26 protein-coding genes are annotated in these 26,362 nt (G+C 41.3%); 14 read left to right on the top strand and 12 right to left on the bottom strand.

The window, feature by feature from the left end; genetic code table 11:
* Positions 1–93 precede the first annotated feature (93 nt).
* The gene (locus tag ACFEL9_RS18145) at positions 94–2,031 is read left to right on the top strand and encodes a tetratricopeptide repeat-containing sensor histidine kinase (protein WP_385893154.1); all 1,938 of its coding nucleotides are present in this window, start codon (positions 94–96) and stop codon (positions 2,029–2,031) included.
* Complete coding sequence (locus tag ACFEL9_RS18140) at positions 2,031–2,645, top strand: response regulator (RefSeq protein WP_385893152.1); 615 nt, start codon at positions 2,031–2,033, stop codon at positions 2,643–2,645. Before ACFEL9_RS18145 ends, ACFEL9_RS18140 begins: the two co-directional genes overlap by 1 nt.
* Positions 2,646–2,693: 48 nt before the next feature.
* Here ACFEL9_RS18140 and ACFEL9_RS18135 read toward each other — a convergent pair whose 3' ends face one another.
* On the bottom strand, positions 2,694–3,995 hold the full coding sequence (locus tag ACFEL9_RS18135) for an exo-beta-N-acetylmuramidase NamZ family protein (RefSeq protein WP_385893150.1): 1,302 nt from the start codon (positions 3,993–3,995) through the stop codon (positions 2,694–2,696).
* 156 nt (positions 3,996–4,151) lie between these two features.
* Between ACFEL9_RS18135 and ACFEL9_RS18130 the strand changes: the two genes are divergently transcribed.
* From ACFEL9_RS18130 to ACFEL9_RS18100, 7 genes are all read left to right on the top strand, one after another.
* Positions 4,152–4,607 (top strand): FKBP-type peptidyl-prolyl cis-trans isomerase, encoded by a 456-nt coding sequence (locus ACFEL9_RS18130; RefSeq protein WP_385893147.1) that lies wholly within the window; start codon positions 4,152–4,154, stop codon positions 4,605–4,607.
* Positions 4,608–4,757: 150 nt separating this feature from the next.
* On the top strand, positions 4,758–6,005 hold the full coding sequence (gene pepT / locus ACFEL9_RS18125; protein WP_385893144.1) for a peptidase T: 1,248 nt from the start codon (positions 4,758–4,760) through the stop codon (positions 6,003–6,005).
* A gap of 108 nt (positions 6,006–6,113) precedes the next feature.
* Positions 6,114–7,256, top strand: a complete 1,143-nt coding sequence (locus tag ACFEL9_RS18120; protein WP_385893141.1) for an OmpA family protein — start codon at positions 6,114–6,116, stop codon at positions 7,254–7,256.
* Positions 7,257–7,309: 53 nt separating this feature from the next.
* Positions 7,310–8,251, top strand: coding sequence for an SPFH domain-containing protein (locus ACFEL9_RS18115; protein ID WP_385893139.1), 942 nt, complete (start codon positions 7,310–7,312; stop codon positions 8,249–8,251).
* Positions 8,252–8,509: 258 nt separating this feature from the next.
* Positions 8,510–9,205, top strand: coding sequence for a MotA/TolQ/ExbB proton channel family protein (locus ACFEL9_RS18110; RefSeq protein WP_385893136.1), 696 nt, complete (start codon positions 8,510–8,512; stop codon positions 9,203–9,205).
* 14 nt (positions 9,206–9,219) lie between these two features.
* Positions 9,220–9,618, top strand: a complete 399-nt coding sequence (locus ACFEL9_RS18105) for an ExbD/TolR family protein (RefSeq protein ID WP_276503563.1) — start codon at positions 9,220–9,222, stop codon at positions 9,616–9,618.
* 83 nt (positions 9,619–9,701) lie between these two features.
* A complete protein-coding gene (locus ACFEL9_RS18100; RefSeq protein WP_385893133.1) occupies positions 9,702–10,112 on the top strand; it encodes a hypothetical protein in 411 nt (136 codons plus the stop codon).
* Here the strand turns inward: ACFEL9_RS18100 and prmC are convergent.
* Positions 10,109–10,963 carry a peptide chain release factor N(5)-glutamine methyltransferase gene (prmC, locus tag ACFEL9_RS18095; RefSeq protein WP_385893130.1) on the bottom strand — a complete coding sequence of 285 codons (855 nt, stop codon included), beginning with the start codon at positions 10,961–10,963 and terminating at the stop codon, positions 10,109–10,111. The genes ACFEL9_RS18100 and prmC overlap by 4 nt on opposite strands.
* An 84-nt stretch (positions 10,964–11,047) precedes the next feature.
* Here prmC and ribD point away from each other — a divergent pair, with 84 nt between their 5' ends.
* The 3 genes from ribD to ACFEL9_RS18080 all read left to right on the top strand — a co-directional run bounded on the left by ribD (position 11,048) and on the right by ACFEL9_RS18080 (position 13,256).
* Entirely contained in the window at positions 11,048–12,133 is a 1,086-nt protein-coding gene (ribD, locus tag ACFEL9_RS18090) for a bifunctional diaminohydroxyphosphoribosylaminopyrimidine deaminase/5-amino-6-(5-phosphoribosylamino)uracil reductase RibD (protein WP_385893127.1), read from the top strand.
* On the top strand, positions 12,123–12,728 hold the full coding sequence (locus ACFEL9_RS18085) for an IMPACT family protein (RefSeq protein WP_385893125.1): 606 nt from the start codon (positions 12,123–12,125) through the stop codon (positions 12,726–12,728). Before ribD ends, ACFEL9_RS18085 begins: the two co-directional genes overlap by 11 nt.
* 117 nt (positions 12,729–12,845) lie before the next feature.
* On the top strand, positions 12,846–13,256 hold the full coding sequence (locus ACFEL9_RS18080) for a DoxX family protein (RefSeq protein ID WP_276503558.1): 411 nt from the start codon (positions 12,846–12,848) through the stop codon (positions 13,254–13,256).
* 64 nt (positions 13,257–13,320) lie between these two features.
* On the opposite strand, the gene ACFEL9_RS18075 is transcribed toward ACFEL9_RS18080, so the two are convergent.
* The 10 genes from ACFEL9_RS18075 to ACFEL9_RS18030 form a co-directional block, all read right to left on the bottom strand.
* Positions 13,321–14,451 (bottom strand): Gfo/Idh/MocA family protein, encoded by a 1,131-nt coding sequence (locus ACFEL9_RS18075; protein WP_385893122.1) that lies wholly within the window; start codon positions 14,449–14,451, stop codon positions 13,321–13,323.
* A 113-nt stretch (positions 14,452–14,564) separates the two neighbouring features.
* Entirely contained in the window at positions 14,565–15,899 is a 1,335-nt protein-coding gene (locus tag ACFEL9_RS18070; RefSeq protein ID WP_385893119.1) for a GntP family permease, read from the bottom strand.
* 135 nt (positions 15,900–16,034) lie between these two features.
* Positions 16,035–16,505: a group II truncated hemoglobin gene (locus ACFEL9_RS18065; RefSeq protein WP_385893117.1), complete on the bottom strand. Its 471-nt coding sequence runs from the start codon at positions 16,503–16,505 to the stop codon at positions 16,035–16,037.
* A 36-nt stretch (positions 16,506–16,541) separates the two neighbouring features.
* Positions 16,542–17,720 carry an RNA polymerase sigma factor gene (locus tag ACFEL9_RS18060; RefSeq protein ID WP_385893114.1) on the bottom strand — a complete coding sequence of 393 codons (1,179 nt, stop codon included), beginning with the start codon at positions 17,718–17,720 and terminating at the stop codon, positions 16,542–16,544.
* A 103-nt stretch (positions 17,721–17,823) separates the two neighbouring features.
* Positions 17,824–18,165, bottom strand: a complete 342-nt coding sequence (locus tag ACFEL9_RS18055) for a YciI family protein (protein WP_385893112.1) — start codon at positions 18,163–18,165, stop codon at positions 17,824–17,826.
* Between the two features lie 174 nt (positions 18,166–18,339).
* Positions 18,340–18,834: a peptidase associated/transthyretin-like domain-containing protein gene (locus ACFEL9_RS18050; protein ID WP_385893109.1), complete on the bottom strand. Its 495-nt coding sequence runs from the start codon at positions 18,832–18,834 to the stop codon at positions 18,340–18,342.
* Between the two features lie 171 nt (positions 18,835–19,005).
* A complete protein-coding gene (locus ACFEL9_RS18045; protein ID WP_385893106.1) occupies positions 19,006–19,794 on the bottom strand; it encodes a hypothetical protein in 789 nt (262 codons plus the stop codon).
* A 417-nt stretch (positions 19,795–20,211) separates the two neighbouring features.
* On the bottom strand, positions 20,212–20,700 hold the full coding sequence (locus ACFEL9_RS18040; protein WP_385893104.1) for a cupin domain-containing protein: 489 nt from the start codon (positions 20,698–20,700) through the stop codon (positions 20,212–20,214).
* Between the two features lie 690 nt (positions 20,701–21,390).
* Positions 21,391–21,999, bottom strand: a complete 609-nt coding sequence (locus ACFEL9_RS18035; protein ID WP_385893101.1) for a zinc-ribbon domain-containing protein — start codon at positions 21,997–21,999, stop codon at positions 21,391–21,393.
* 119 nt (positions 22,000–22,118) lie between these two features.
* Positions 22,119–23,801 carry a tetratricopeptide repeat protein gene (locus ACFEL9_RS18030; RefSeq protein ID WP_385893098.1) on the bottom strand — a complete coding sequence of 561 codons (1,683 nt, stop codon included), beginning with the start codon at positions 23,799–23,801 and terminating at the stop codon, positions 22,119–22,121.
* A 414-nt stretch (positions 23,802–24,215) separates the two neighbouring features.
* Here ACFEL9_RS18030 and ACFEL9_RS18025 point away from each other — a divergent pair, with 414 nt between their 5' ends.
* Complete coding sequence (locus ACFEL9_RS18025) at positions 24,216–25,439, top strand: peroxiredoxin family protein (RefSeq protein WP_385893095.1); 1,224 nt, start codon at positions 24,216–24,218, stop codon at positions 25,437–25,439.
* Positions 25,440–25,735: 296 nt separating this feature from the next.
* Positions 25,736–26,257 (top strand): ester cyclase, encoded by a 522-nt coding sequence (locus tag ACFEL9_RS18020; protein ID WP_385893092.1) that lies wholly within the window; start codon positions 25,736–25,738, stop codon positions 26,255–26,257.
* Positions 26,258–26,362 lie beyond the last annotated feature (105 nt).

Raw genomic sequence — 26,362 nt, 5'->3', positions numbered from 1 at the left:
TTTATAAAAACGGAAAAATCATGGAAAAAGGGGAGGATGATAAACAGGTAATCGGTGTTTATTTGTACTATATTGAAGGAATTTTATTTCTTGATGAACAAGCATTTCATAATATTCGTTGCTGCTACAGCTGCAGCATTTATATGCACCGCACAAACCGCTGCAACAAGAGACAGCCTGCTTAATATTTTGAAAACAGCAAAGGAAGACACCAATAAGGTTTATCTGCTGCTTTCAATAGCAGACGAATTTGAAGGAACTGAGCCGGAGAAGGCAAAGATGTATATAACCGGTGCAACTAACCTGAGCAATCAACTTAACTATCCGGCCGGATTAATGAAGGCATACAGGCATTTCGCATATGTCTATTCCTATCAGTCAAAATTCGATTCAGCAATCTATTTTAATAAAATAGTTTTAAATATTGCCCGGCAGCAAAAAGATTCATTCAATATCGGCGCTGCATATTTTAATATCGGTACATCATATCGCTATCTTTTTGAATTGGACAGTGCCTTGCAATATATACTCGAAGGCACAAGATTGCTTGATGGCAAAGGATATTACAACATTGAAAGCACTCTAAATGACGGGTTGCAGGCGCTATACATGACCCTGATGCAGTATGATAAAGCGATCATGTATGGAGAAAAGGCGGTGGCTATCGGACGAAGGCTTGAGAACAAGCAACCGCTTGTTAACGCACTGAACAATCTCGGTTTAAGCTATGTAGAAGTAAACAGGGAAGATGATGCAGTAAAAGTTTATCGTGAAGGATTGGGCGTTGCCGAAAATATCGGGTATAAAGCCGTTGAAGCAATGCTACTGAATAATCTTTCAGATATTGCTATTCGTAGTGGCCAATATGAACCTGTTTTAGGCTATGCACAACGAAGCCTTGCCATCGCAGCTGAAATGGGCGATGGCGGAACAGCCATGAATGCAAAAGTTATACTGGCCTGCTATCATTTTTATAAAAAAGATTTTAATAAAGCTGAAGAGCTTGCAAAAGAAGTATTGGAATTTTCTGAGAAACAAAGTCTTGATGATGGTAAGATTGCTGCATTAGGTGTGTTGGCAAAAACCGCTTTTGCAACAGGGCAATACAGCAAGGGTTTCGGCTATGAAACACAGCAGGCAAAAATTCAAAGCGCTGTGTTCAATGAATCAGTGAAACAGCGGGAGGCAGGAATAAGAGTAAGATTTGAAACTGAAAAAAAAGACAACCAGATAAAAATTCAAAAAGCAGAATTACAAAGTAAGAATACCCTAAACTATATTTTGATAGGAAGCGCAGTTACCTTACTTGTGATTTCATTATTAAGCTATCGCAACTACCTGCAAAAACAAAAACTTCATCAGCAACGCATCAATGAACTGGAAACTGAAAAGCAATTAACTGCAACCGAAGCTGTACTCAAGGGAGAAGAACAGGAACGAACCCGCCTGGCAAAAGACCTTCATGATGGATTGGGGGGTATGTTGTCGGGCATTAAATACTCATTTCAGACTATGAAAGGAAACCTTGTCATGACGCCTGACAATCACCAGGCTTTTGAACGCAGCATGGATATGCTGGACAGTTCCATTAAAGAAATGCGGCGGGTGGCACATAATATGATGCCGGAAGCTCTGGTTAAATTTGGATTGGATACAGCATTAAAAGATTTTTGTAACGATATCAATCAATCCGGCGCATTGCAGGTAACTTACCAGTCAATTGGGCTAGAAAACACAGCAATCGAACAAACTACGGCCATTGCCATTTATAGAATAGTGCAGGAGCTGATCAATAATACCATGAAACATGCATCTGCTAAAATGGCTATCGTACAGGTGACTAAAACCGATGAAAACATTTCTATAACCGTTGAAGATGACGGAAAAGGATTTGATCCGGTAATATTAAAAGGTGTAAGAGGAATTGGATGGAGCAATATTCAAAGCCGTATCGAATACCTGAAAGGGAAATTAGATGTGCAATCAGAACCCGGTAAAGGAACCTCTGTATTAATTGAATTAAAAGCATAATGGCTACCAGTGTATTTATAGTTGATGATCACTATATGGTGATTGAAGGGATACGTTCATTGTTACAGAATGAAAAAAATATTGAATGGGTGGGTCATGCCATGAATGCCGCTTCCTGCCTGGCTTTTTTAAAGAAGCAACAACCGGATGTAATACTCATGGATATCAACCTGCCGGATAAAAATGGTATTGATCTGTGTAAAGAAGTAAAAGAAAAATATCCTTCAGTTTTTATCATCGGGCTTAGCACTTTTAATCAGCAAAGTTTTATTCAGAAGATGATGGACAATGGCGCTTCGGGTTATGTTCTAAAAAATGCTACACAGGAAGAAATAACAGAGGCCATTGGTACTGTTATAAAAGGTAAAACTTATTTAAGTGAAGAAGCTTCCCATACTTTGCGAAAAGATGAATCGGCTAATATTGTTTTAACCCGTCGTGAAAAAGAAGTATTGGAGTTGATCGCCGATGGAATGACGAATATAGAGATCGCCCAAAAATTATTTATCAGCGTAACTACTGTAGATACACACCGGAAGAATCTATTGGCAAAACTGGAAGCAAAAAATACCGCTTCCCTGGTCAGGATCGCTACACAAATGCAACTGATCTGACCGATAAGAAGAGTTGCCAACTTATAAAAAAGCTGCAACTCTTTGTGATCATTCAAAATCTTCGTATAGCAAATATTTTTTCCTGATTTTTTTAAACTCACTCAATTTTGATTCCCAGCTTTTCCTTATCTCTGCCTCGCTTTGTCCATTCTTTATCTGTTGCCACAGTTCATTGTTACCGGCCAGTTTGTTGAAAAATGATTCTTCCATCTTGCCGGATTTTGGAAGAATGAAGAATTTATCTTTCTCAGGAAATAGGCTGTAAGCTTCCATCAGCCATTTCAGTTGCACTTTGTTGTCCACTTTATGTAAAACTTCTTCTGGTGTACCAGATAAGTCCCAGCCATAACAAACCTGTCCATAGAGCTTCGAACTTTTAGCTCCCTCGTTAGGATTGGGTGTAAATGAATACAAATTTTTCGGTAGCGATGGATGACCAAAAACCTGGAATTGCTTATTAGTTCCCCTGCCTTCACTCAACACCGTGCCTTCAAAAAAACAGGTAGAAGGGTAGAGATAAACAGATTGGATATTTGGCAGATTGGGAGATGGTTTTACAGGCAATACATATTTGCTTTTGTGATTATAGTTGGCGTTTTTTATAATTTGAAAATGAAACGGCGTATCTACTGAATTTTGGGCATAGTTTTTATAATAATCATAGCGGCTATTGGCTTTTTCACTCAACCATTTTTCTCCGGCAATCATCATGGCATATTCTGCAATAGTCATTCCATATACCACGGGCACGGGCTGCATGCCGACAAATGATTTATATTTTTTATCCAGTACCGGGCCGTCAACATAATGCCCATTGGGATTGGGTCTGTCAAGGATCATTAAGGGCTTACCCATTTCAAAAGCTGCTTCCATGAACTCTTCGAGTGAAGAGATATAAGTGTAAAAGCGAACACCTACATCCTGTATATCAAAGATCAGTATATCCACATCTTTTACATCTTCAGCAGAGGGCCTTCTTTTTGATCCGTATAAGGATACAACAGGGATGCCTGTTTTTGGGTCAACATTGTTACCAATTTTTTCACCCGCATCGGCCGTGCCCCTAAATCCATGTTCCGGGCCAAAAATTACTTTGATGTCAATACCCAGTTTCTTTAACGTATCTACGAGATGTGTGTTGCCAACGATAGATGTTTGATTGGCGAAGATGCCAACCTTTCTTCCTTTTATTAGCGGCAGGTATACGTTGATACGTTCAGCTCCCGGAATGATACGTTGAGCATCGGTTGATCGGGTTTGCTTATTATCCGATCCGGCTTGTCCAGTTTTTTGGGCGTAGCAGCATGAGATAACTAATGCCAACAACAGGACAGGAATAGCGTTTTTCATACACCAGGTTTGATTCGTTAAAATAGGTGTCAATATACTCAAGATTGCCTATACAGACTGCCTGAAATATTTAAACGGTTGCATCTGGCAAAATGGCTATCTTGTGCCTTTTCCGGCTAGTGACCGGGATAAAATTTTTTAATCAAAAAGCAAACAATGCAAAAAGTAAAAAGTGGTGATAAAGTAAAAGTGCACTATCACGGCCGGTTGACAAGTGGTGAAACTTTTGATAAATCGGAAGGTCGTGCGCCTTTGGAGTTTGAAGTAGGAAGTGGTATGGTGATAAAGGGGTTTGACGATGGTGTAACTGGTATGGCCGTTGGCGAAAAAAAGACGATCAATATATCTTTTTTGGAAGCCTATGGACCAAAGGATCCTGGTATGATTATAGAAATGCCGAAAGAACGCTTCCCAAAAGATATGGAGATAGAAGAGGGAATGGCACTGGCTATGAGCGATGGCCAGGGCAATCAACATCAGGTGATAGTGACAGAGATAAAAGAAGATGTGGTGATGCTGGATGCAAATCATCCCCTCGCAGGACAAGACCTGATCTTCGATCTTGAATTAGTAGAGATCGTTGGTGGCAGTCCGCTGATCATTATGCCGTAATTTAATTGGCAATTTGCAATAAGCAATTTAATAGTTCATAGTATTTACTATGGACTATTCTGTTTTTAAAGCTATTTGTTTGCCTGTTATCTATTGCCAATTGACTATTGCCCTTTTTTCATGTAATTTCGATGCCCCTAAAGAAAGAGTATGTTTGAAAGCTACCAATTTACCGCTGCAGAAAGATTTTTGAGATATGTGCAGGTGGATACACAAAGTGATCCGCAATCCAGTTCTTTTCCAAGCACAGAAAAGCAAAGGAATTTAAGCAAAATCTTAGTGGACGAATTGAAGCAAATGGGCATCGCGGATGCTCATTTGGACGAGTGGGGTTATGTCTACGCAACCATTCCTTCCAATACGGATAAGAAAGTTCCTGTTATTTGTTTTTGCGCCCATGTTGATACGGCGCCGGATTGCAGTGGCACAAATGTCAGGCCCCTTGTACATAAAAATTATAGAGGGGAGGACATTGTACTACCCGATGATCAATCACAAGTGCTTCGTTTGTCCGAGTATCCTTACCTGCAAACACAGATCGGCAATGATATCATCACTGCATCGGGAACCACGTTATTAGGAAGCGATGATAAGGCTGGTGTGGCAGAGATCATGGACATGGCCAATTATCTCATGAAGAACAACGATGTCAGGCACGGTGAAATAAAAATTTTATTTACACCTGATGAGGAAGTTGGCAAGGGCGTTAAACATGTCGATTTAAAAAAGCTGGGAGCTGACTTTGGTTATACACTGGATGGCGGTGAAGCCGGTAGCCTTGAAGATGAAACTTTTAGTGCAGATGGCGTGCAGGTGATCATTCATGGAGTAATTGCCCATCCCGGTTATGCCAAAGATAAAATGGTCAATGCTATGAAGATTGCTGGTAGAATTTTGGATGCGTTACCCAAGGACCGGCTTTCACCCGAGAGCACAGAAGGGGAAAGGGGATTTATTCATCCCGTGCGGGTAGAAGGAATTGCGGAAAAATGTACCATCGAATTTATCATCCGTGATTTTGAAACACGTGGCTTAAAAAAGAAGGAAGATTTTCTGCGCACCCTTGTCGAGGAAGCTGTAAGAGTTCATCACAAGGCAAGTTTTGAATATATCGTAACAGAACAGTACCGCAACATGAAAGAAGTGCTGGATGTAAACACCCATGTGGTTGACTACGCCAGGGAAGCAATTGAGAGAGCAGGGCTGAAAGTGAAAATGGAAAGTATCCGCGGCGGCACGGATGGAAGCCGCCTGTCGTTTATGGGATTGCCCTGCCCTAATCTATTCGCAGGTGAGCAGGCTATTCATTCAAAGTTGGAGTTCATTAGTGTACAGGATATGAACAAGGCGGTGGAAACGATAATACACCTGGTGCAGATTTGGGAAGAAAAAAGTTAAACTTAAATCAGTTAAATCTGCGCATGTGAAAATTGAAGAACTTTGCATTACGGGTCGCATTAGCCATGGCAAGTATTGATGATGCCATCCTGTGATACAAACGATACAATGAAACTTGATTTTGTTTCTTTACTGTCCCGGTATTGCTTCTTTTTTACACTAGCTATTTTTTTTCCCTTTTTTTCCTTTTCACAAAATCTTTTATTGAACGGGAGCTTTGAAGAAGAAAATATTTGCTCCGAGTATCATGTAAACTGTGCGCCTGAAGCATGGCTGATCAATGACGACGTTTTTAATAATTATTTCAAGGATGCAGACCGCGCCTATGAAGGTTCTCATTGCATGTCTATCGAAGCGGGTAATGCAAAGAAACCTTATAAACGTACATTTATCCGAAGTCAGATGCTATGTGGGTTAAGAAAAGGCAATAAATACAGGCTGGAATTTTATATCAAATCGCCTCACGCCATTCTTGACAGTATTGGCGTTTATTTTACTTCTTCTGATTTTTTACTGGACAGAAGGCCGCTGCAACAGGTCAGGCCTTCATTTTATCTTGTTGAAGCTGTCAAAAGTTTTAAAACTGATAGCAGTTGGCAGCGTGTTCTTTATGATTATACTGCCAATGGAGATGAAGCGTTCATTACAATTGGCAATTTTTCCAGGCGGGATATTACCGGTCAAACAGGTATTCCTATGGAAAATCGATTTTTTGCCTTTGTCGATCTTGTTTCGCTACTGCCATTAAACCAAAATGAAAAATTATGCGACGACTGGCTTTCTTCCATGGAAGCTATTTATGACCAGGATGAGCGGCATGATTTTTTGCGAAGAAAAATACGGAGCGGGAAAGCAAGGAGTCCTATGCCTGTTGTGCTTGAACCCAATAAAATTCTAACAGTTGATACACTGATCCTCCAGGAGGTTTTGTTTGCAACAGGTAAAGCTGAACTGGAAAGAGAAAGCTATGAACTGCTGGATAGTTTTTGCTTAAACGCTGTGGGGAAAAAAGTGGACTCAGTAGTGGTGGAGGGTCATACTGATAACAGGGGCACAGAGGAATTAAATAACCGGCTTTCTTCCGCACGGGTTCAGACAGTACTCAATTATTTTGCTTCACGAACTTTTGTAAAGCCCAACCGGGTTTTTGCCCGTGCATGGGGAGAATCAAGGCCGGTAGCTGACAATAATACTCCAGCCGGGCGTCAACGCAACAGAAGGGTTGAGATATTTCTCTATCTGCGGGAATAACTTTTAATACTTCTCTTTTACGCTATCTTTACGAATATTAAAAATTTTAATAAATGGATATCGCAAATTTTCTTGCCACTTATTGGTGGGTCATTCTTTTGGTAATTATTTTTTTCAGTGGATTGTATACGGTAAACCAGGGTATGATTGCCGTGGTTACGATGTTTGGAAAATACAGGAGGATCGCCGGACCGGGACTTCGGTTTAAGATTCCCATCATAGAACAGATCTATAAGAAACTATCCATTCAAAATCGTTCGGTGGAATTGGAATTCCAGGCAGTCACGCAGGACCAGGCGAATGTGTATTTTAAAGTGATGATGTTATTTGCGGTTCAAAATGCTAATGAAGAAACGATAAAAAAAGTAGCCTTTAAATTTATCAGTGATAGAGACCTGATGCAGGCATTGATCAGGACGATTGAAGGAAATATCCGTTCGTTTGTGGCTACCAAAAAGCAAGCGGAAGTATTGGGACTTCGTCGCGAAATTGTCGAATATGTAAAAGTGGAGATCGATCACACGTTGGAGGACTGGGGTTATCATTTGCTGGATCTGCAGATTAATGATATTACATTTGATAAAGTAATCCTTGACTCTATGAGTAAGGTAGTTGCTTCAAACAATTTAAAGGCTGCTGCAGAAAACGAAGGCCAGGCTTTATTAATCACAAAAACAAAAGCGGCTGAAGCCGAAGGAAATTCTATAAAAATTTCCGCCGAGGCAGAAAGAACCGCTGCTCAATTGCGGGGACAGGGTGTAGCATTGTTCCGCCAGGAAGTAGCAAAAGGTATGTCGGAAGCAGCCGAACAAATGAAGCAGGCCAATCTTGACACCAATGTTATTCTTTTTAGTATGTGGACCGAGGCAATCAAGAATTTTGCAGAATATGGAAAAGGAAATGTGATATTTCTTGATGGAAGTGCAGAAGGAATGGAAGCCACCATGAAGCAAATACAGGCATTGATGGTCAAGCAGGCAGGTGCAGCCAGCTAAGGTTTAAAAGTTTAAGAGGTTTAAAAGGTTTAAGAGGTTGGATCAACTTCTTAAACCTTTTAAACTTTTGGAACCTCTGAAGCTTTTCTCTTGTTAAAGAACTCCAAAACTTTAGGCTTGCGTACAACGTGGCATCTTTTTTTTCGTTCATTCGTGTTGAATGACAGAAAGCAATGACGTTATTCAGGGTTGTTGATAATATTTGAAATTGTATTTATTCATCGTTAGTTACTTTTACCCACTTAAAAGAGAATATCTATGTTTGACCTTTTACAGATCGGCGATACCCTAACCCAGGCTGTTCAGCAAACTGCTACAACTGCGGCAGGAAAAACAATCAGTTTTTTTGACCTGATTTATATGGGTGGCTGGATCATGATTCCGCTGGGGGTGATGCTGTTATTGACCGTGTATGTTTTTGCTGAACGATATATTGCCATCCGCAATGCTTCAAAAATCGACAGTAATTTCATGAATATTATCCGTGATCATATTGTTAGCGGGAATATGACAGCGGCAAGAAGTTTTGCAAAAAATACCAACAACGCTGTTGCACGTATTATTGAAAAAGGCATTCAACGGATTGGTAAACCAATTGACGCCATTGAAAGCAGCATGGATAATGTGGGCCAATTGGAAATGTATAAGCTGGAGAAAAATATGGGCATGTTAACCGTGGTGTCGAGAGCGGCTCCCATTTTTGGTTTCGTAGGTACGCTGATGGGATTGATGCAGTTGTTTTCGCAGATCAACCAGGCGGGTGGCGACATCAATTTGGCTGTTATTTCACAGGGTATCTATACAAAATTGATCACTTCTATCACAGGTTTGGTGATTGGGTTGATTGCCTTCCTTTGTTATAATTACCTGCATGCGCAGATCAGCAGAACAGCTAATAAGATGGAAGCTTCGGCTGCAGACTTTTTGGATGTGTTACAGGAACCTACCAAGTAATTAAACACGCAAAAATGAATCTTAGAAAGAGCTTAACGCAGGAATCGGAGGTGTTTACAGACTCGCTGAATGACATCATCTTTATATTATTGATGTTCTTTTTGATCATTTCTACGATGGCAAATCCGAACGTCGTGAAAGTGAATAATCCACGCGGAACAAAGGATACAAAAGCCAAACAGAATATCGTCGTTTCAATTGACAAGGATCAAAAATTTTATATCGGGCATAAAGAAGTACCCCCGGCATTGCTTGACAGCTTTATCAAGAGAGAAGTGGACCGGGTGAGATTGCAGGTGGATACGCCTTCTGTTGTTATCAATGCAGATACTATCTCTTATTACGGTGAAGTGTTCCGCCTGATGCAATCAGCTAAAAAAGCTGGGGCCAAGGTGGTAGCGAATGTGAGATAAAAGCTTTACGTATTCTTACGGGGGAAAGTCCTAGCCGGTTTTATAGATCAATTTAGTATTTTGCCTTTCCAAACTCCGAATGTGTGAAAAGCAAAATCCTGTATACCTGCCTGATCTTACTTATACTTGCCACAATTTCCTGTAAAAAAGAATCAACAAGTCCCGCTATAGTCGGCAAATGGAAAAATACTGCCGTTTACAGCGACCCGGCTGCCGGAGGTTTTGGCTGGGAAACGGTGACCCGCTTCAACGAGATTGTTACATTCAACCCCAATGCTGAATTTAGTTTTTACACCGATGTTCCCGGTGGTGCCGGAACCTATTCATTTGATAATTCATCAGGAGAGCTGTTATTGCAGTTTGAGGCAGACAGTTATGGAAATAGCAGCCGCAATGAACTTCGAAGGGTTGAAACAGTCAACAGTGATAAACTGGTCATTTCAACTACATCTAATGGCGTCCTATTCAAAACAGAATACGTTCGCATCAATTAACTAACAGAACACCTGATTATTCTTTCTTTGCCCTGCATGTCTTTCTTAATTGTGGATGTGTAACCGTTGCTTTCAAACATGTCCTTCGTTGCCTTTCCAAGATTCTCATGAATTTCGGCATAGATAAAACCTTCTTTGTTTAAATGCGTTTTTCCAAAATCAGCCAGGGCCTTGTAAAAGACCAGGGCGTCATTGTCGGGAACAAAAAGTGCGGTGCCCGGCTCGAAGTCGAGCACATTGCGATGCATAGTTAGTCTGTCTTTGACAGGGATATAAGGCGGATTGCTGACGATGATATCAAATTTGGGAAGTGTGTTCCTTTCTTTTTCATTCAAAAAGTCGAGCAGGAGAAAGTTAACATCGATGCCGAGCGTTGAAGCGTTTTTTTTAGCCACTTCCAGGGCTCCTTCACTGATATCGCAGCTCCAAACCTGCGATTTCGGCAATCTTTTTTTTAATGCGATAGGGATGCAACCGCTGCCACTTCCTATATCGAGAATGGACAGGGAGTTGACCGGAAATTTGCAGTCCGAAATAATCCATTCCACCAACTCTTCGGTTTCGGGTCTTGGGATCAGTACATTTTTATCAACATACAATTTCAAACCGCAGAACCAGGATTCATTCAGCACATACTGGACCGGTTCATATTGTAAAAGCCGTTCGGTCCATTGCTTCAGTTGCAGTTCCTGGTCAGCATTGAGCAGTTTGTCTTTTTGAAAAATGCGGTCGTTTCTTTTGATTCCGGTCAATGATTCAATTATCCATTCGCTGATAGTTTCAGCCTCTCCATTTTCATAGATGGATTGGAGTTTTGCCCTTAGATCACGATTTGCTTCCTGAATAGTCATAACTTGACCCGTTCTACGGGAGTGGCAAACTTACAATTAAGCGGTGAATGAGCAGTGATAAGCAGGACGGGGAAACGGCTATATTTGCAGGCTAATTTAGACGTATTGACAGCCCACGAAATATATATGACCCGATGCCTGCAACTGGCGAAACTGGGAGCCGGCTATGTGGCCCCCAACCCAATGGTGGGGGCGGTGCTGATATATGAAGATAAGGTCATTGGTGAAGGTTGGCACCAGCGATATGGTGAAGCTCATGCGGAAGTGAATTGTATTCACCAGGCTATTGAATATGGTTATGAAGATCTTGTTCCGAAATCAACATTATACGTTTCGTTGGAGCCCTGCGCTCATTTTGGCAAGACGCCGCCTTGCGCTGACCTTATTATAAAACATCGCATTCCGAAAGTAATAATAGGCTGCCGGGATCCCTTTAAAGAAGTGAATGGAAAGGGGATAGAAAAGCTAATTGCAGCAGGCATTCAGGTTGAAACGGGAATCCTGGAAAAACAGTCAAAGGAGCTTAACAAGCGATTTTTTACTTTTCACCAGCAACAGCGACCTTACATTATATTAAAATGGGCCCAGACGGCTGCTGGCAAAATTTCTTCCGGCACTGATAAAAGGTTGCTCATAAGCAATGATTACAGTAACCGGCTTGTTCACAAATGGCGAAGCGAGGAGGCCGCTATTATGGTCGGCACCAATACGGCTTTGCTGGATAATCCTTCTTTGACCAACCGGCTTTTTACTGGCCCATCACCTTTGAGACTTGTACTGGATATCAACCTGCGATTGCCTTCTTCTCTTAATATATTTAAAGGCAACCCACGAACGATAATCTTTAATTCAATCAAACAAGAGGAAACCGGCAGTGTTCTCTATTGCCGGTTAAACGGAGAAGGGAGTGTAGTCAGTCAAATGATGCAGGCATTGTACCAAATGAAAATCCAAAGTGTTTTAGTGGAAGGCGGTGCAAGCTTATTACAATGCTTTATCAGGGAGAAGTTGTTTGATGAAGCCCGGATTATTCAAAGCACAACGCAGGCTGTTGAACATGATGACAAAGGGTTGCAGGCTCCCTGTTTATCAAATGCTACACTGAAAAAAACCTTGAGCCTGCAGGAGGACACCATCAACATATTTAAACGAATACAAATTGATTCCTGATTATTACAACACGATTGAACAACCTTCAACAGCTGAATTTAAGGACCGGGGTAGTAAGTTTATTGGCTTTGCGTTCCCGGTTGCTGATATAAATGACTTCAAGGAAAAATTAGCTCTTGTTAAAAAAGAGCATCCCAAAGCTACTCATCACTGTTTCGCTTATCGGATAGGGCTGGATGGTACTACGTATCGTGTCAGCGATGATGGAGAACCTTCAGGCTCTGCCGGCAGGCCCATACTCGGCCAGATAGACAGTAAACAAATGACCAATGTTTTGATCATTGTCGCCCGGTATTTCGGCGGTACATTACTGGGTGTGCCCGGATTGATCAACGCCTATAAGAGTGCAGCGGCGCTGGCTTTGCAGGTAACACCATTGGTGCAAAAACCTGTGTTGATTCAATACCGCCTGCAATTTGACTATACACAGATGAATGAGGTGATGATGATCGCTAAGCAATTTGATTGCCAGCTTACCAACCAGGAGATGAATTTATTTTGCTCTTTACAAATCGGTATCCCCAAAAACAGGCTGGACGAGGTGTTGTATAAACTCAACAATCTTCGAAATGTTGAAGTAGAAAAATTAAACTAACCGCTGAGTTTTTTAACGGTTTCCTCTTACCGTTAACCCACAAAAGATGTTGTGTAAAAAAAGCTGTTTAATAAATGCCGGAAAGTGTGTAACTTAAAAGCATCAAAAGCTCTTTTTATGAACCAACACATTATCTCACGCATAGCCGTTTGGCTATTGGCCATTGTAATGATCGTTTTTGGTATACAGCATTTTAAATACCCGAAGGAGATGATGAGTTTTGTGCCCACCTATCTGCCAGGTGGTGTTATTTGGGTTTATTTTGTTGGTGCTGCATTTATCCTCGCAGCTATTTCTTTTATCATCAACCGTTATGTATCCCTTGCGGGTTACCTGTTGGCGGCTATGCTTATCCTGTTTGTGATATTGATACACTGGCCCAATTATTCACAGGCCGGGGACCTGGTAGAAAAGCGGATGAACTTCACCAATTTGCTGAAGGATACAGCTATTGCAGGCTTTGCGTTGTATATCGCCAGCAATACCAATCATCAGCGGTTGAATGTTTTCGATGATGAGAAGAAGTAATTAATCAACACCTGCTTTTTGAGATGATGCTTATTGCGAAATGATAATTTCGGAACAGGATTGCTTACCGCAAATTGGAAAGCATAATTGTTTTTCCTGATTTGGCTGACTCCCTTGCTGCTTCTAATATCCGCACTACCATTACATTGTTTTCTGGTGAGTACAAACCATATGCCGGCATTTGAATTTTATTTCTCACTACATCTGCGAAATAAGAGATCGGGTCATCATATACGCCCATTTCTTTTGCGGTTAACTGTAAGGTTTTTTCCGGCTCAGCTTCCTTATTTTTTAAACGCAGTATGGAGTTGTTGACGGCGATAGCATATCCTGTTTCGCCATACACCTCCATGTCTTTTCGGCTAAACGGCCAGTTCCAGGAGGCCTGGATAATGCATTGCGCCGATGGATAAGTGACAATGATGGTTGCCTCATCATCTACTTTTGGATAAATATCCGGTTTAAATTGTTGGGTAATGGCCGTGACAAAAACCGGTTTTTCGCCACGCATCAAATAAGTCATCAGGTTGGCGCCATAGCAACCGAAATCGATCAAAGCGCCGCCGCCATTTTGTATGGGGTCGGTTAGCCAATCCAAAAATTCTTTATTTACGCCAATTTCCTTCGGCCCTTTATGACCATCGTGAATCACTACTTTTCTTATTGCGCCCATGTAATTACTGTCGTTGGCTAACTGGTATACTTTCTCGGTGGTAGGATACCATGACGTTTCATAATTTGTGAGCAACAAAATGTTATGCTTTTTCGCAAGCTGCTCCATCTTTAAGGCATGTGCAAGGTTGGTAGCCATCGGTTTCTCCACCATCACATGTATGCCTTTGGGCGCACAGGCTTCTACAACCGCCATATGTTCATAGATAGAACCGAATGCTACTACTGCTTCAGGTTTTGTTGCTGCCAGCATTTTTTCCATGTCTGTATAGAACAGGGCCGGGTTTATGTTAAATGATTTGGCGTATCGCTTCGCGAGGTCAGTGTTTGGCTCATAGATACCCACCAACATAATATCTGACTTAGGTTTTCGGCCTAATATAAAACCAGCATGTCCATGTGTGATACCGGCGACTGCCATACGAACCGGGGTGGTGTTCGTTGTACTTTGTGCTTCCAATGACTGGCTAATTGTAATTGCCAGGCTGGTAATGATTAAAGGTAATTGCTTAGCAAAGGACATGTTTAAATGCTTTTTTAAACGTACAGAATGAGTAATGAGTACTTGAAAATAATTTTTATTCTCACTAAATGGGCCTCGTACTTTTTTAAAAATTAAACTGTTTACTGATTTATCTACGACATAATAACAAATGACAAGATCCAAATCAACAAAATGGCCATTAGTCCCATGATGATAGTGGCAACGGAATATACTTTCAGCATCGCTTTCATATCGATGCCGCCGAATTTGGCAATGACCCAGAAATAAGAATCATTAGGATGTGACACAATCATTGATCCGGCGCCCATGGCCAATGCGCAAAGAAGTTTTCCATTTTCTGAATTAAGACCCAACACCGGCAATAAGGGCAATACAATAGAAGCTGCAGTAATAATAGCTACGGTTGACGAACCCTGTGCTGTTTTTAATATAAATGCCAGCAGGAACGGAAAGAATATGCCAATACTGCTTAACCATGGCATCGAAGCGAAATGATTCCCCATATTGGTGGAAGCTAATATGGCTCCAAATGCGCCGCCGGCGCCGGTAATCAATAAGATCGTGCCGGCTTTTTCCAGGGCTTCATGCATTAACTTACTGATACTCCCTTTCTGCCAACCTTTTTGTGCTGTTAATGCCAATAGTACGGCTATCAACAATGCAATAACAGGATCACCTAATGCAAGAAGATTTTTCATCCATGGCTGGAATGCATGAGGAGTTGTAATAAAAAAAGACCTTGCTGCGATCAGTACAATAGGCACAATCACTGGCAGGAAAGATTGGAGAACGGGCGGGTATACTTTGTTTTCAACAATAATTTCTTCATCGTCCAATGCCGAATGCGCAATTTTTTTTCCTGTATATGCCGCCCACCAGTGACCAACCAGCATTACCGGAAAAGCAATAATGATTCCGAATAAAATTATTTTACCAATATCGGCACCGATAGCACCTGCCGCTGCCGCGGCTCCCGGATGCGGCGGCAACAGGCAATGCACCACGTATAAACCAGAGGCCAGTGATACACTCATGGTAACGGCCGGGATTCCTGTTCTTTTGATCATCGACTTATTTAAACCGCTAAGTACAATGAACCCGGAATCACAAAATACCGGTAAGCCAACAACGAAGCCGGTAATACCAAGTGCTAACGAAGCATTTTTTTCACCAGCCTTTTTTAGAATGTATTCCGCCATCACTTTGGTACTGCCTGTATGCTCCAGTAACAGGCCCAGCAAAGTTCCTAATACAATCAGGAAGCCGAGTGACTGCATGGTATTTCCAAAACCTGTTTTAGAAATAGCGATCAATTCAGGCAGGGATAGTTGAATGCCTAACCCGGTAATAAGACAGGCTATCAACATGGCAAAAAATGCGGGCAGCTTTGACCGTGTAGTTAAAAAAATGATCACCATTATGCCGGCAAGCATAGAAAGGATCACCTGCAATAAAGACACATTCATCTAAACAAGATAAGGAAATATATGTTTGCAGGCGGAAAGCAACTTAGCTGGTATTGTTACAGCCACTGATTATTTAAAAATGGTCAAAATACAAATGAGGGCAGAGCGGTGAGTCTATCACGGGTGAACCCGTATTTATGGCTGATAAGGACCTTTTGTTTCACCCCAGCCCCAGGTTGGCATGGGTTCGTTCTCGTTGATTGGATTGGCTGTAGTAATTGAATTTATGACAGCAATCCGGCTTCCCCATTCGAGGTAACCCACGAATGCTGAACGAAATTCAGGATCATTGGCAAGACCCGTTTCGTCTGCCGTATCCAGCAAAAGTTTTATCCATTGTTTTCGTTTTGCCTCATCCAGCATTTTGCCTAAATGATGCGCCACCATGGTCGCATGGTTTCCTTTATCACCATTTGTATAAAGAGGAGGGCCGCCAAACACTTCGGCGATAAAATGTGCGACATGCTTGCTATGCTCGGCTGACATGTTTTTGAAAACCGGCCCCAGTAGTTCATCTTTTAAAACTTTTTCATAGAACACACGGGTTAATTCTTCAAAAGCTTCTTTTCCTCCGGCCCATTCGTATAAAGTGGGTATATGTTTCATGGTTGATAATTGAATAAATACAGGAACAAACTTTCTTTAGTATTGTTCAACCAACTTATGTAATTTCTTTTGAATGCTCAACTTGTCCGGTTGTGTTTTAGCCAGTTCAAGAGCTTTTTTGAAATTTGTTTTTGCCTTTTCATTATCGACATCAGTGTAAAGCTCACCCAACAATACAAAATAGAAATGATTATCGATTAACTGTAATTTTTCTGCTTCGATAATGGCGGTGTGCTTGCCATTTGCTTTTGATAAAGCATATGTCCGGTTGAGTGCGGCAATAGGAGAGTACTCCAGTTGAAGCAGCCTGTTGTAAAGTTGCAAAATGCTCTCCCATTTTTCAGGTGTGTCGGCTTTTTGCGTATGCCAATAGGCAATAGTTGCCTCCAGGTGATATTTTGAAAGTTTATCCCCTATGCTGGCATCATGCAGGTAGCGGGCGCCTTTGCCTATCAATTCACCATTCCAACGACTGCTGTCCTGTTCATCGTATAAGATCAATTCACCTTTTTTATCCAGCCGGGCTTCAAAGCGGGAGGCGTGAAAACACATGAGTGCCAGCAACGCATTTGCTGCCGGCAGGTTCGTATTGTTATTTTCAACCAGCATGGTACAAAGCCGCATTGCTTCCAGGCACAGATCTTTCCGTATCGTTGCATCCTGGCTGCTGGAGTAATATCCTTCGCTAAATAATAAATAAATAGTTCTTAATACGGCTTCTAGTCGCTTGTTCATCTCAGCTATTCCAGGTATTTCTATGGCTACTTTCTCTTCTCTTAGTTTTTCTTTTGCTCTTTGTAACCGCTTATTGATCGTTTCTTTATTGGTTAAAAATGCATTGGCTATTTCTTCGATGCCAAAACCGCAAAGAATACGAAGTGATAAACCTACCTGCGCTTCCGGAGGTATAGTGGGGTGACAAATGGCAAACATCATTTGCAACTGGCTGTCATGAATGTTTTGTGCTGACAAATCAATTTCATCCTGTTGAAACGGTGTGGAGCTTATTGCCAATTCATTTGAAATCTTACTTTCAAAAAGATGATGCCGTTTTAAATGATTCTTGGTTTTATTTTTTGCCACAGTATAAAGCCAGGCAACAGGGTTAGTGGGAATACCGTTAAGTGGCCATGTTTGCGCAGCTGTGAGAAAGGTATCACTGGCAATATCTTCTGCAATTTCTATTTGGGCCAGACCAAAGTGTTTACAGAGCACGGACACAATTTTTCTATACTCTGTCCGGAATAGATTCGGTATTAAATCCTGCTGTTGCATAATTAAAAATGCCCCTGCAAATGTACAGGGGCATTTGCAGGTTTTAGTGTCTTACGATCTTTCGCACTTCTACCGTGTTACCTTCTCCCTGTAACACAGGACAGCCTTTGGCAAACTCTACCGCCTCATCCACCGAATCAGCTTTTACAACAACGTAACCGCCAATCGTTTCTTTAATGTCGCCAAAAGGACCATTGGTTACCATTTTGTCGGAATGTACCACTTTTGCTTCCTCAAAAGGAAGGCCATTGCCATGGCTGAACTTGTTTTGAGCAGCAATTCCGCCTATCCAGTCCATGGTTTGCTTCATCCAAACTTGAATTTGCTCCGGTGAGGCTACCTTGTTACCATCCTCATGCCGGAAGATCAGCATAAACTCATCCATAATGTTCTGATTTTAGATTGTTGAATTGATTTTATACCAGTATAACAATCGGACCAGACTCGATTGGACAGCAAGTGGAAAATAATTTAAAAATTTATTTCCTCTTATTTTATATCGAAAGGCAAAGTTCTTGCCGGAACATAATGTTCCAGGTCAGAAAACCTGGTTTAATAATTAATTTATTCTTACCAGTTTTTGCTGTTGCTTTTCATTAAGCTGGTTTTTGTCTAAAATTTTCAAAGAGGCATTGCCGGCATCGGAGGCACGATCCAGCGTTTCGATGATCCCATCATTTTCGAGTTTATACATGGCTCCCGTTGCAGGATCGATAATGAGAAAGCCAAGCAGCCCGCCAATCAAAATATTACCAAAATACCAGCCGTTGAGCTTGCATTCTACATTTATTTTTTTCGTTTCGTAGCCATTCAATTGCAGGGTGATGGTATATGATTCTTTGGCAAAAAATCCGGCTCCTGATTTCAGTTTCATAGCGACAGGCGTCTTTCCCCGGAATACTTCTCTACCCCTTTTATTAGTAATGGAAACCCGGGCGCCTTCTGGCTCTGTAGTAACTGAAAAAGGCCAGCTGCTTTTACTAACGATGGAAGCGCAGCCGGGAAATAACAATATCACAGGAATTACAAAGAACAATCTTTTTAAATGGGTCATAAGTTGGTTCGTTATTAAATAATGCAATAAGATGGCGGGCAAATATAGTATTGAGTTTTTGGTATTAAAAGAGGTGCTGATAAAATATCGTTTTTGACTGCACTAGTTAACAAAACGGCTTTGTTTTTTTAAACAAAGCCGCCAAAAAAAATAGTATTTGAAAACGAAAGTTTATTCACAGTTCAATCGCCAGATCATTCCAATTTTCAGGTTGAGCAGGCGCAAAGGGCTATTATATACTTCCGCCAGTTGATGCTCATGAATAGCCTGTGTGGATACATTGACAAAGCGAATGTTTAGTGGAATAGTTTTATCGGGAAGCGGTGCCGGGTTATTGGGATCGTTATGCACATGTTCTTTAATGTCTTTTACATTGATATAGTTAAGCCTGGTTCCATGCGCCTGGTTGATGGAGAAATCGATCCAGGCGTTGTTTGGTTTTTTCTTGCTGTTTACATCTATTCGTACGCCGACGCCATATTCAGCAAAAAAACTATGATCGCGGATTGGCGTTTTTTTGTCGAGTGGCTTGCAGTCATCTTCATTTTCAGGATCGGCGACAATTACTTTGCTGAAAAAGTTTGCATAACCCAACCTACCTGACAGGTAGGGATTCCATTTTGCTTCCTTATGTAATTGAAAGCGGGTTACTAAACCGGCGGTAGCTACATTGCTGCTATAAGTTACTTCGGTGGTAGTACCCGATCCATCGGGAAAGCGGATATCCTGGTCTTTGGAGAAAAAAGCATATTGGCCAATGCCGGCTTCCACGCCAACAGAAAGCTGTTTAATTTTTTTCAAGGGTGACATCAAAATGAAATTCATGTTGTGCACCGGTTTGATATTTTGGTGCATTTCCTGCAAGGGAAGCGACAGGGAGTATGACACTCCTGCTTCCATTTGTGCAGGGGCAACACTACTGGTTGCTATAAATGCAATAAGCAGGTAGAAAGGTTTCATATATGTGTGTTTTTGATTGTTCCTGAAATCCGGCTTATCCATAGAAAGGATTTCGAAAGAGAGAAGCTTTGAAGTTTTACAGGGCGGGCTAAATCCTGATCTAAGCTACGACAATAAACCACCGGATCAATAAGTTCATTTGACAAAATGTCTAAAGGAAATGATAAAAGTTTCGGTATTTATCCAGACAAAAAAACTGTTGAATGAATGATGCCAACTCAACTTACCGGCTTAATTTCTCCGTTGATGAGAAAGAATCAGGAGGCCGTCTCAAATGCTTAATAATTTCACGCTGCGAACGCAAAGTGAAAACCGACGAATCAATAGTTTTCAAATCGTAGCGTTCTTTGGCTTTCTTAGATCCTTGCGGGAAAATACTTTTGAGACAGCCTCTTATGAATTGCTTTTTCCTGATTCTCATTTCTTGCGTGGATCATCGGCCGGATTAATATAGGTGATCTCGAAAGGCCCCATGGCATGCACTTGTATCGTACAGCCTTCTTTGGTAAAAGCATAGTGGGCCGTTTTTGCGGGCAAGGAAGAAAATCCGCCTGTCTTGAGCTGTATTGCCCTTTGTTCGTCTAAACTTTCACCCATGCCCATGTAGAGATCGCCTTCCAGTACGGTGACATGTTCCGTAGTAGGATGCCAGTGAGCCGGTATCTTATAATTGGCTGGCATTATAGCCCTGAGTGTAAACATGCCTTCCTTGGAGGGATCTCCTTCTAAAACAACAACCTTTACACCTTTAGGAAGACCGGGCGGGCCATCCTCCCATTTCAGGTCGGTTGTATTCATCATCACATGGCTTTTTGTGGGGTGGGTCATGCCGGAAGGATTTTGCGCTAATAGTGAAAGATGACAGGAAAAGATTAATGCGGTGGCAAAAAACAAGAATTTTTTCATAAAGCCTCCTTTGTTTTTTGATTTAAAGAACTATACCAGATTGTATTAATAAAGGTAGGAACAATCATGCCGTTTAAGTTTTTGTGCAAATGTTTCGGCCCGCTTTCGGGAAGGTGATGATGCCGAAAATAATATCCCCGCTGTATCGGGACCCGGATAAAGCCTGACCTGGCGCATAAGAAACAACCGGCTTCAATCTTATCAGGAAAAGAGAACCGGGCAGGGAAAAGACTCCGGCTTTTCAATTCGACCAGGGGCTGCTGGCAAAAAATCTCTTGGAGACGCCCCGGAATTTGATAACTTTGTGTTGTAGCCTCCCTCTGAAAGCATAGAATTTAATTCCACAGTTCCGTCTCCCTCTGAAACGCAATATTGTATTGTTCACATTTAAATTCTTTGCGTATGAAAAAACTTAACTCTTTATTGCACGATGAAAACGTAGTAGCCACAATCGTTATCGCATCTGTATTCCTGATTACGGCTATTATTACGGTATGGGCTATTGTCAATTCCTGAATTGACGTGACACTGAATTCAAAAACCAGCTTTCGGGCTGGTTTTTTTGTGCAAATAATCAATGAATCTGGCGCTCGAATAAAAAATTGCAGACGATTTTTCAGGCTCTATTCTATAGATAATAAAATACACAGCCCCCTTGTAGGAATGAATAAAGAAATTCAGTTTTGTCATCTATTTTCTTTCAATATCCATAATTTCACCTTTGTCGAGCATTTGCTGCAAATCTTTTTTATGAATAGCGAATAAATCTTCTGAATAAGCAGCTTCACCCTTTCTCTTCAGATCACCTAACCCGGTCACTTTATTTGTTTCATAGTTATTAACCCGAATAAGAACTGAATCTTCCCGCAGGCCATCCACCTTATAAAGAGTATATTGATGATCTTCTGTTTTGACTTCGAATATGTCGCCGCTTTGTGGCGACAAAATCAGCTTTGCATTTTTTTCCTCTTTCTTTTTTTCACTTACGAATGCGAATGCTACAAGGACTACAATCAGAGCCAGTCCTGAAAACGTCCACATAGGGGTTTTGCTTTGTCCTTTTAAAGTAAGATAAGACGATAACAATGCGGAGGGTATTTGTTTTTCTTTTAACACCTGCCTGCAATGGTCGCAATGGCTCAGGGCTGTTTTACTCATTGGAAAAAGCGGTATCCAGAAAACATGGGCATATTTCTGAAAAACATATATTTCAATGCTATTCTGCGTGCCGCAGTTAGGACATTTGTCGGTTAATACTTGTTTGGCAAGTTCTTTAGATCTGGTTCCGTAAATAATCATGATTTAAAATGTTAGTGGGTTTGGAAAGTGGAATGGTCTCAAAAATATAAGAAACATTTTAAGATTCAAACCTATTAGATAGTAGCTTTGATCGATATTAATCAAAAAGCGCAGGTTAGTTATTTTTTCAAATACGATCTTGCTTGCTTCAACTCAGCCCTGCTTGCATCAGAAGAATTTGCAACGGCTAGTAATTGTCCGTAGTAATATTTTGCTTTCTCTGTGTTGTTTGTTTTTTCACTGGCAAGTGCTGCTCCATACAAACCATTAAACCGGTTGGGATGTTTTTTCAGATCAGCCTCATAGGCTATTAATGCACCGGCAGGCTTGTTCATTTGTAACAACATATCGCCCAACAGTTCTCTTGCCGGGAGTACTTCACCTGGGGTGACAGGATGTTTTTCTGTTTTATCTTCCAGCCCGGCAGCAGTGTTCATCAACTTTACTGCTTCCTCATTTTTTTCCTCACCGAAAAATATCCAGGCTTCCCCTGTTTTTATCTGCACTTCAACCTGGCTGGCTTCGTAAACATTTTTTTGTCCCAGTAATGTGTCCCGAAGTATTTGCATTTTTCTTAATTCCATCTTTGCTGAATCCAGCCTGCCGGTATGAACATTACCCAGCAGCCGGGTAAAATGAATGATTGCTCTTTGCCATGGAAATTTTTCCCAGGGAAAGTTGGCTGGGTAGGTTTCCAGGCTGGCTGCTTCTTTCCACAATTTATTTTCCAGTACATACCGCGAAGGAATGGAAGCGAAGGCATATAGCACTTTAAAATTTATCGGGTGAACTTCTTTGATCGTCCTGAGATAATCCCATTGTTCTTTTGCCTGCTTATTTTGTCCCTTTTGCAAGTAACCATACACGAGATAGTCCAGTGCATGCAATTCTTCATCCCAATGACCTTTCAGTCCTGCGTTTTCAGCATAGCACTTGGCGGACGATGCCGCCACAAGATTCGATTGAATACATTCATCCCATAACCCAAGCCTGGTGAAAATGTGCGAAGGCATATGTTGTGCATGTGCTGACGAAGGTGCTATGGCTGCATACTTTCTTGCAGCAGGTAATGCCAGGGTTGCCAGTTCAGGGTAATCATAAGTGTGAATGATATAATGGACAATGCCGGGATGATTGGGACCTTCGGGGTATAATGCCGTGAGAATGTCGCCGGCCTTTTTTTGATTGACAAATGATTTATCGGTCGGATCTGCCGTTGCATTAAGTGCTAATGCGTAAAATATAGCCGCTTCTTTGTTGGCGGGGTTGTTAGTATAGATTTTTTCCATCGCATTCCGATAATTGTGACTGCGGGTACGATGATCTGTTGTATTCCAATTTTTATAAAACAAAGCCATCGCATTGATGTACTCAGTCTCGACACCCTGTTGTTGGGAAAGCGATTGCGCCATAGTAATAGCTTTTGCTCCTTTTTCCAGCTCCTGTGAAGTTGGCGGCGCCCAAAGCGGGTGATAATTTGACATCGCCACACCCCAATAGGCCATTGCGCATTCCGGATCCTGCTCAATCACCTTTGCAAATACTTTTTCCGCTTCGTCATATTCAAAAGAATGCAGCAGGGCAATAGCGAGGTCAAAATCCTTTTTGGTGTTAGGAGAACAGGACGTAGTGAATTCAACGGTTCCAAATTGTTTGTCCGCCGGGCCGCATACCACTACATCCCCCCGTTTAAGATTAAGGTCACTGATGGATTGTGTTGTAAGTGTTGTATTCTTTCCTTTGCAGGATGAGAGACAAACCAAACCGGAGAGGAGTGAAAGTAGACAGACAGTTTTTTTCATTCCTGTTTAATTAAGGTTTCAAGATTGAAATAACATTGCTGCTAAGAAACTGTTTAAATCTTATTTTTTAAAGTTGTACATATGTATGCTTTGTGTTCTTTGCGAAAAACTCTGTGAGCTTTTTGGTAAAAGATTTAAATAAACCACAGAGACCACAAAGAAAAACCATCACAAAGAGCACTAAGCAGGATCACAAAAAGCTCAAACAGGTTCTCAGAAGAGCTATCGCTAAAACAATTTATCAGGATGCAAGCTTTAGTTTTTTGATGCATAAGTTAAGAAATTATTGCTTATGATACCCCGGAATTTATGCACTGGCTTTATGGATGACGAAACAATTAAACAGTTTTTTATGTCGTGCAATACCTCCTTACTCACTGTTTTATTCTAGTATTGCATTTCAAAAGATGATGCATGAAGATCTTATTCGTTATAGCCGGGTTATGGTTTGTTTCATTTTTTTCGAATGCCCAACCGAAGACTGGTGATTATCGTGGCATTCTGTACCGGGAAGATGGAAAAGAAGTTGTCTTCAATATGGCAATAAAAGGCACCGGTAATCAAACTCAATTGTACATCATCAATGCCACAGAAAAGATACAAGTCCGCGATCTACACATAAATAGCGATTCCGTTACCTTTCGGATGCCGGTATTTGAATCGGAGTTCAAAGCGCAGGTGCAACCAGATGGTTCGTTAAAAGGAATATGGTTGAAAGCTATAGCCGGCAAAACGCAGCAATGGCCATTTATAGCTCTTCCGGGGCAAAAAAGATTTGATGCAATACATGGCGCTGCAAAGAATAATATCAGTGGCCGGTGGGCGGTGACCATTACAAGACCGAACGGTACAACACGACCAGCCGTTGCTGAATTTGTTCAAAAAGGAAACCAGCTAACCGGTACATTCCTTACACCTACGGGTGATTACCGCTACCTGCAGGGAATTGTTACGGGTGATTGGTTATTACTTTCGACTTTTGACGGCGCCCATGCTTATACTTTTTCTGCAAAAGTTGCCGGTAATAATAAAATTGTCGGCGGATTTTTTGGTTCGGGTATCGCCGGTAAGGAAAGCTGGACAGCCGAGAGAAATAAAACAGCCCGTTTACCGGAAGGAAATGAGCCACAACTGAAAGAAGGCTATTCAAAACTGGATTTTGCCTTCAGTGATATTGATGGCAATAAAGTTTCTATCAATGATGATCGGTTTAAGAATAAAGTGGTCATCATTCAAATTATGGGAAGCTGGTGTCCCAATTGCCTGGATGAAACAAAATTCCTGAGTGATTACTATGACAAGAACCGGGACAGGGGAGTAGAGGTCGTTTCACTGGCCTATGAATACAGCACCGACTTTCAACGATCGCAGAAAAGTGTGAGGCGGTTCCAGCAATTGTTTGATGTAAAATATCCGATGCTGATAACGGGAGTAGCTGTTGGTGATTCTTTACGTACCGAAAAAACATTGCCGCAACTAACGCCGATAAAAGCGTTTCCCACGACGATCTTTCTCGGCAGGGATGGAACAGTGAGGGAAATCCATTCTTCTTTTTATGGGCCGGGGAGTGGGAGATATTATGAAGAGTTTAAAAAGGAGTTTTATGAGACGGTGGAGGGGGTGTTGAAGGAAAGTTAGCTAACAAAGTATGCTGTTATTTTGTGGGAATGGTTTTTTCACCAGACACGTAGATTAGGGAAATTTGATTTGGTATTCAGAGTTAACTACAGACCGGTTGCAATGGCACCATGTAGCGTGACTAGCTTCAATCATTGCCAGCATTAATGCGACTATTTCTTCCGAGGTTATTTACATAAATTTGTTTACCTTAACCTTTCTTTACAAGCCGGACCTTTTTCTACTTCTTTCCTTGAGGTTTTACAAATCAATCCTACCCTTTGCATGTTTTTTTTAAATCTAAATAAAAACGTAACATGAAAAAGTACCTTCTAGCAATTTCATCATGCTTATTTCTTTTTTGCATGTCCTGCAATAACAAAGCTGGCGATGATAAAATGGGTGCTGGTAAAATGAGTGACCAGGCAGAGAAAAATATCGCTGCCTCGCATGTTGTCAGTGATGCTTTTCAAACAGGGGATATTAGTAAAATTGATAGTGTAGTAGCAAGTGATTTCGTTGATCATACAGAAAGAGGGGATATGGGGAGAGATAGTCTCAAAGCCATGATAAAGGTGATGCATGCTACTAATAAGGATATGAAAATGGAAATTATTAAAGACCTTGCCGATGATGAATATGTGTTTTCCTGGATGCGATTTACCGGCACCAGCGATGGTTCTATGGGCATGCCTGCCGGGCCGTATGATATGCGTTCAATCGAGGTTGTCAGATTCAAGGACGGCAAAGCAGTAGAACATTGGGGATTTATGGAACCAAGAGAGATGATGAAATGGATGCAGCAAATGCCGGCTATGGATACAATGAAAAAGAAATAGGTGAAAAATTTGTTTAGGAGTGGCAGCAATATAAGCTGCCACTTTTTTTTTGTATCATTTTAGTCCGAAACCTGCAAACTACTTTGTGCAATAGGGGCAGATTAA

This window comes from Terrimonas alba, assembly GCF_042434975.1.
GTDB classification, from domain to species: Bacteria; Bacteroidota; Bacteroidia; order Chitinophagales; family Chitinophagaceae; genus Terrimonas_B; species Terrimonas_B alba.
The sequence above is the reverse complement of the archived record's forward strand: the minus strand, read 5'-3'. Positions and strand labels throughout refer to the sequence as shown.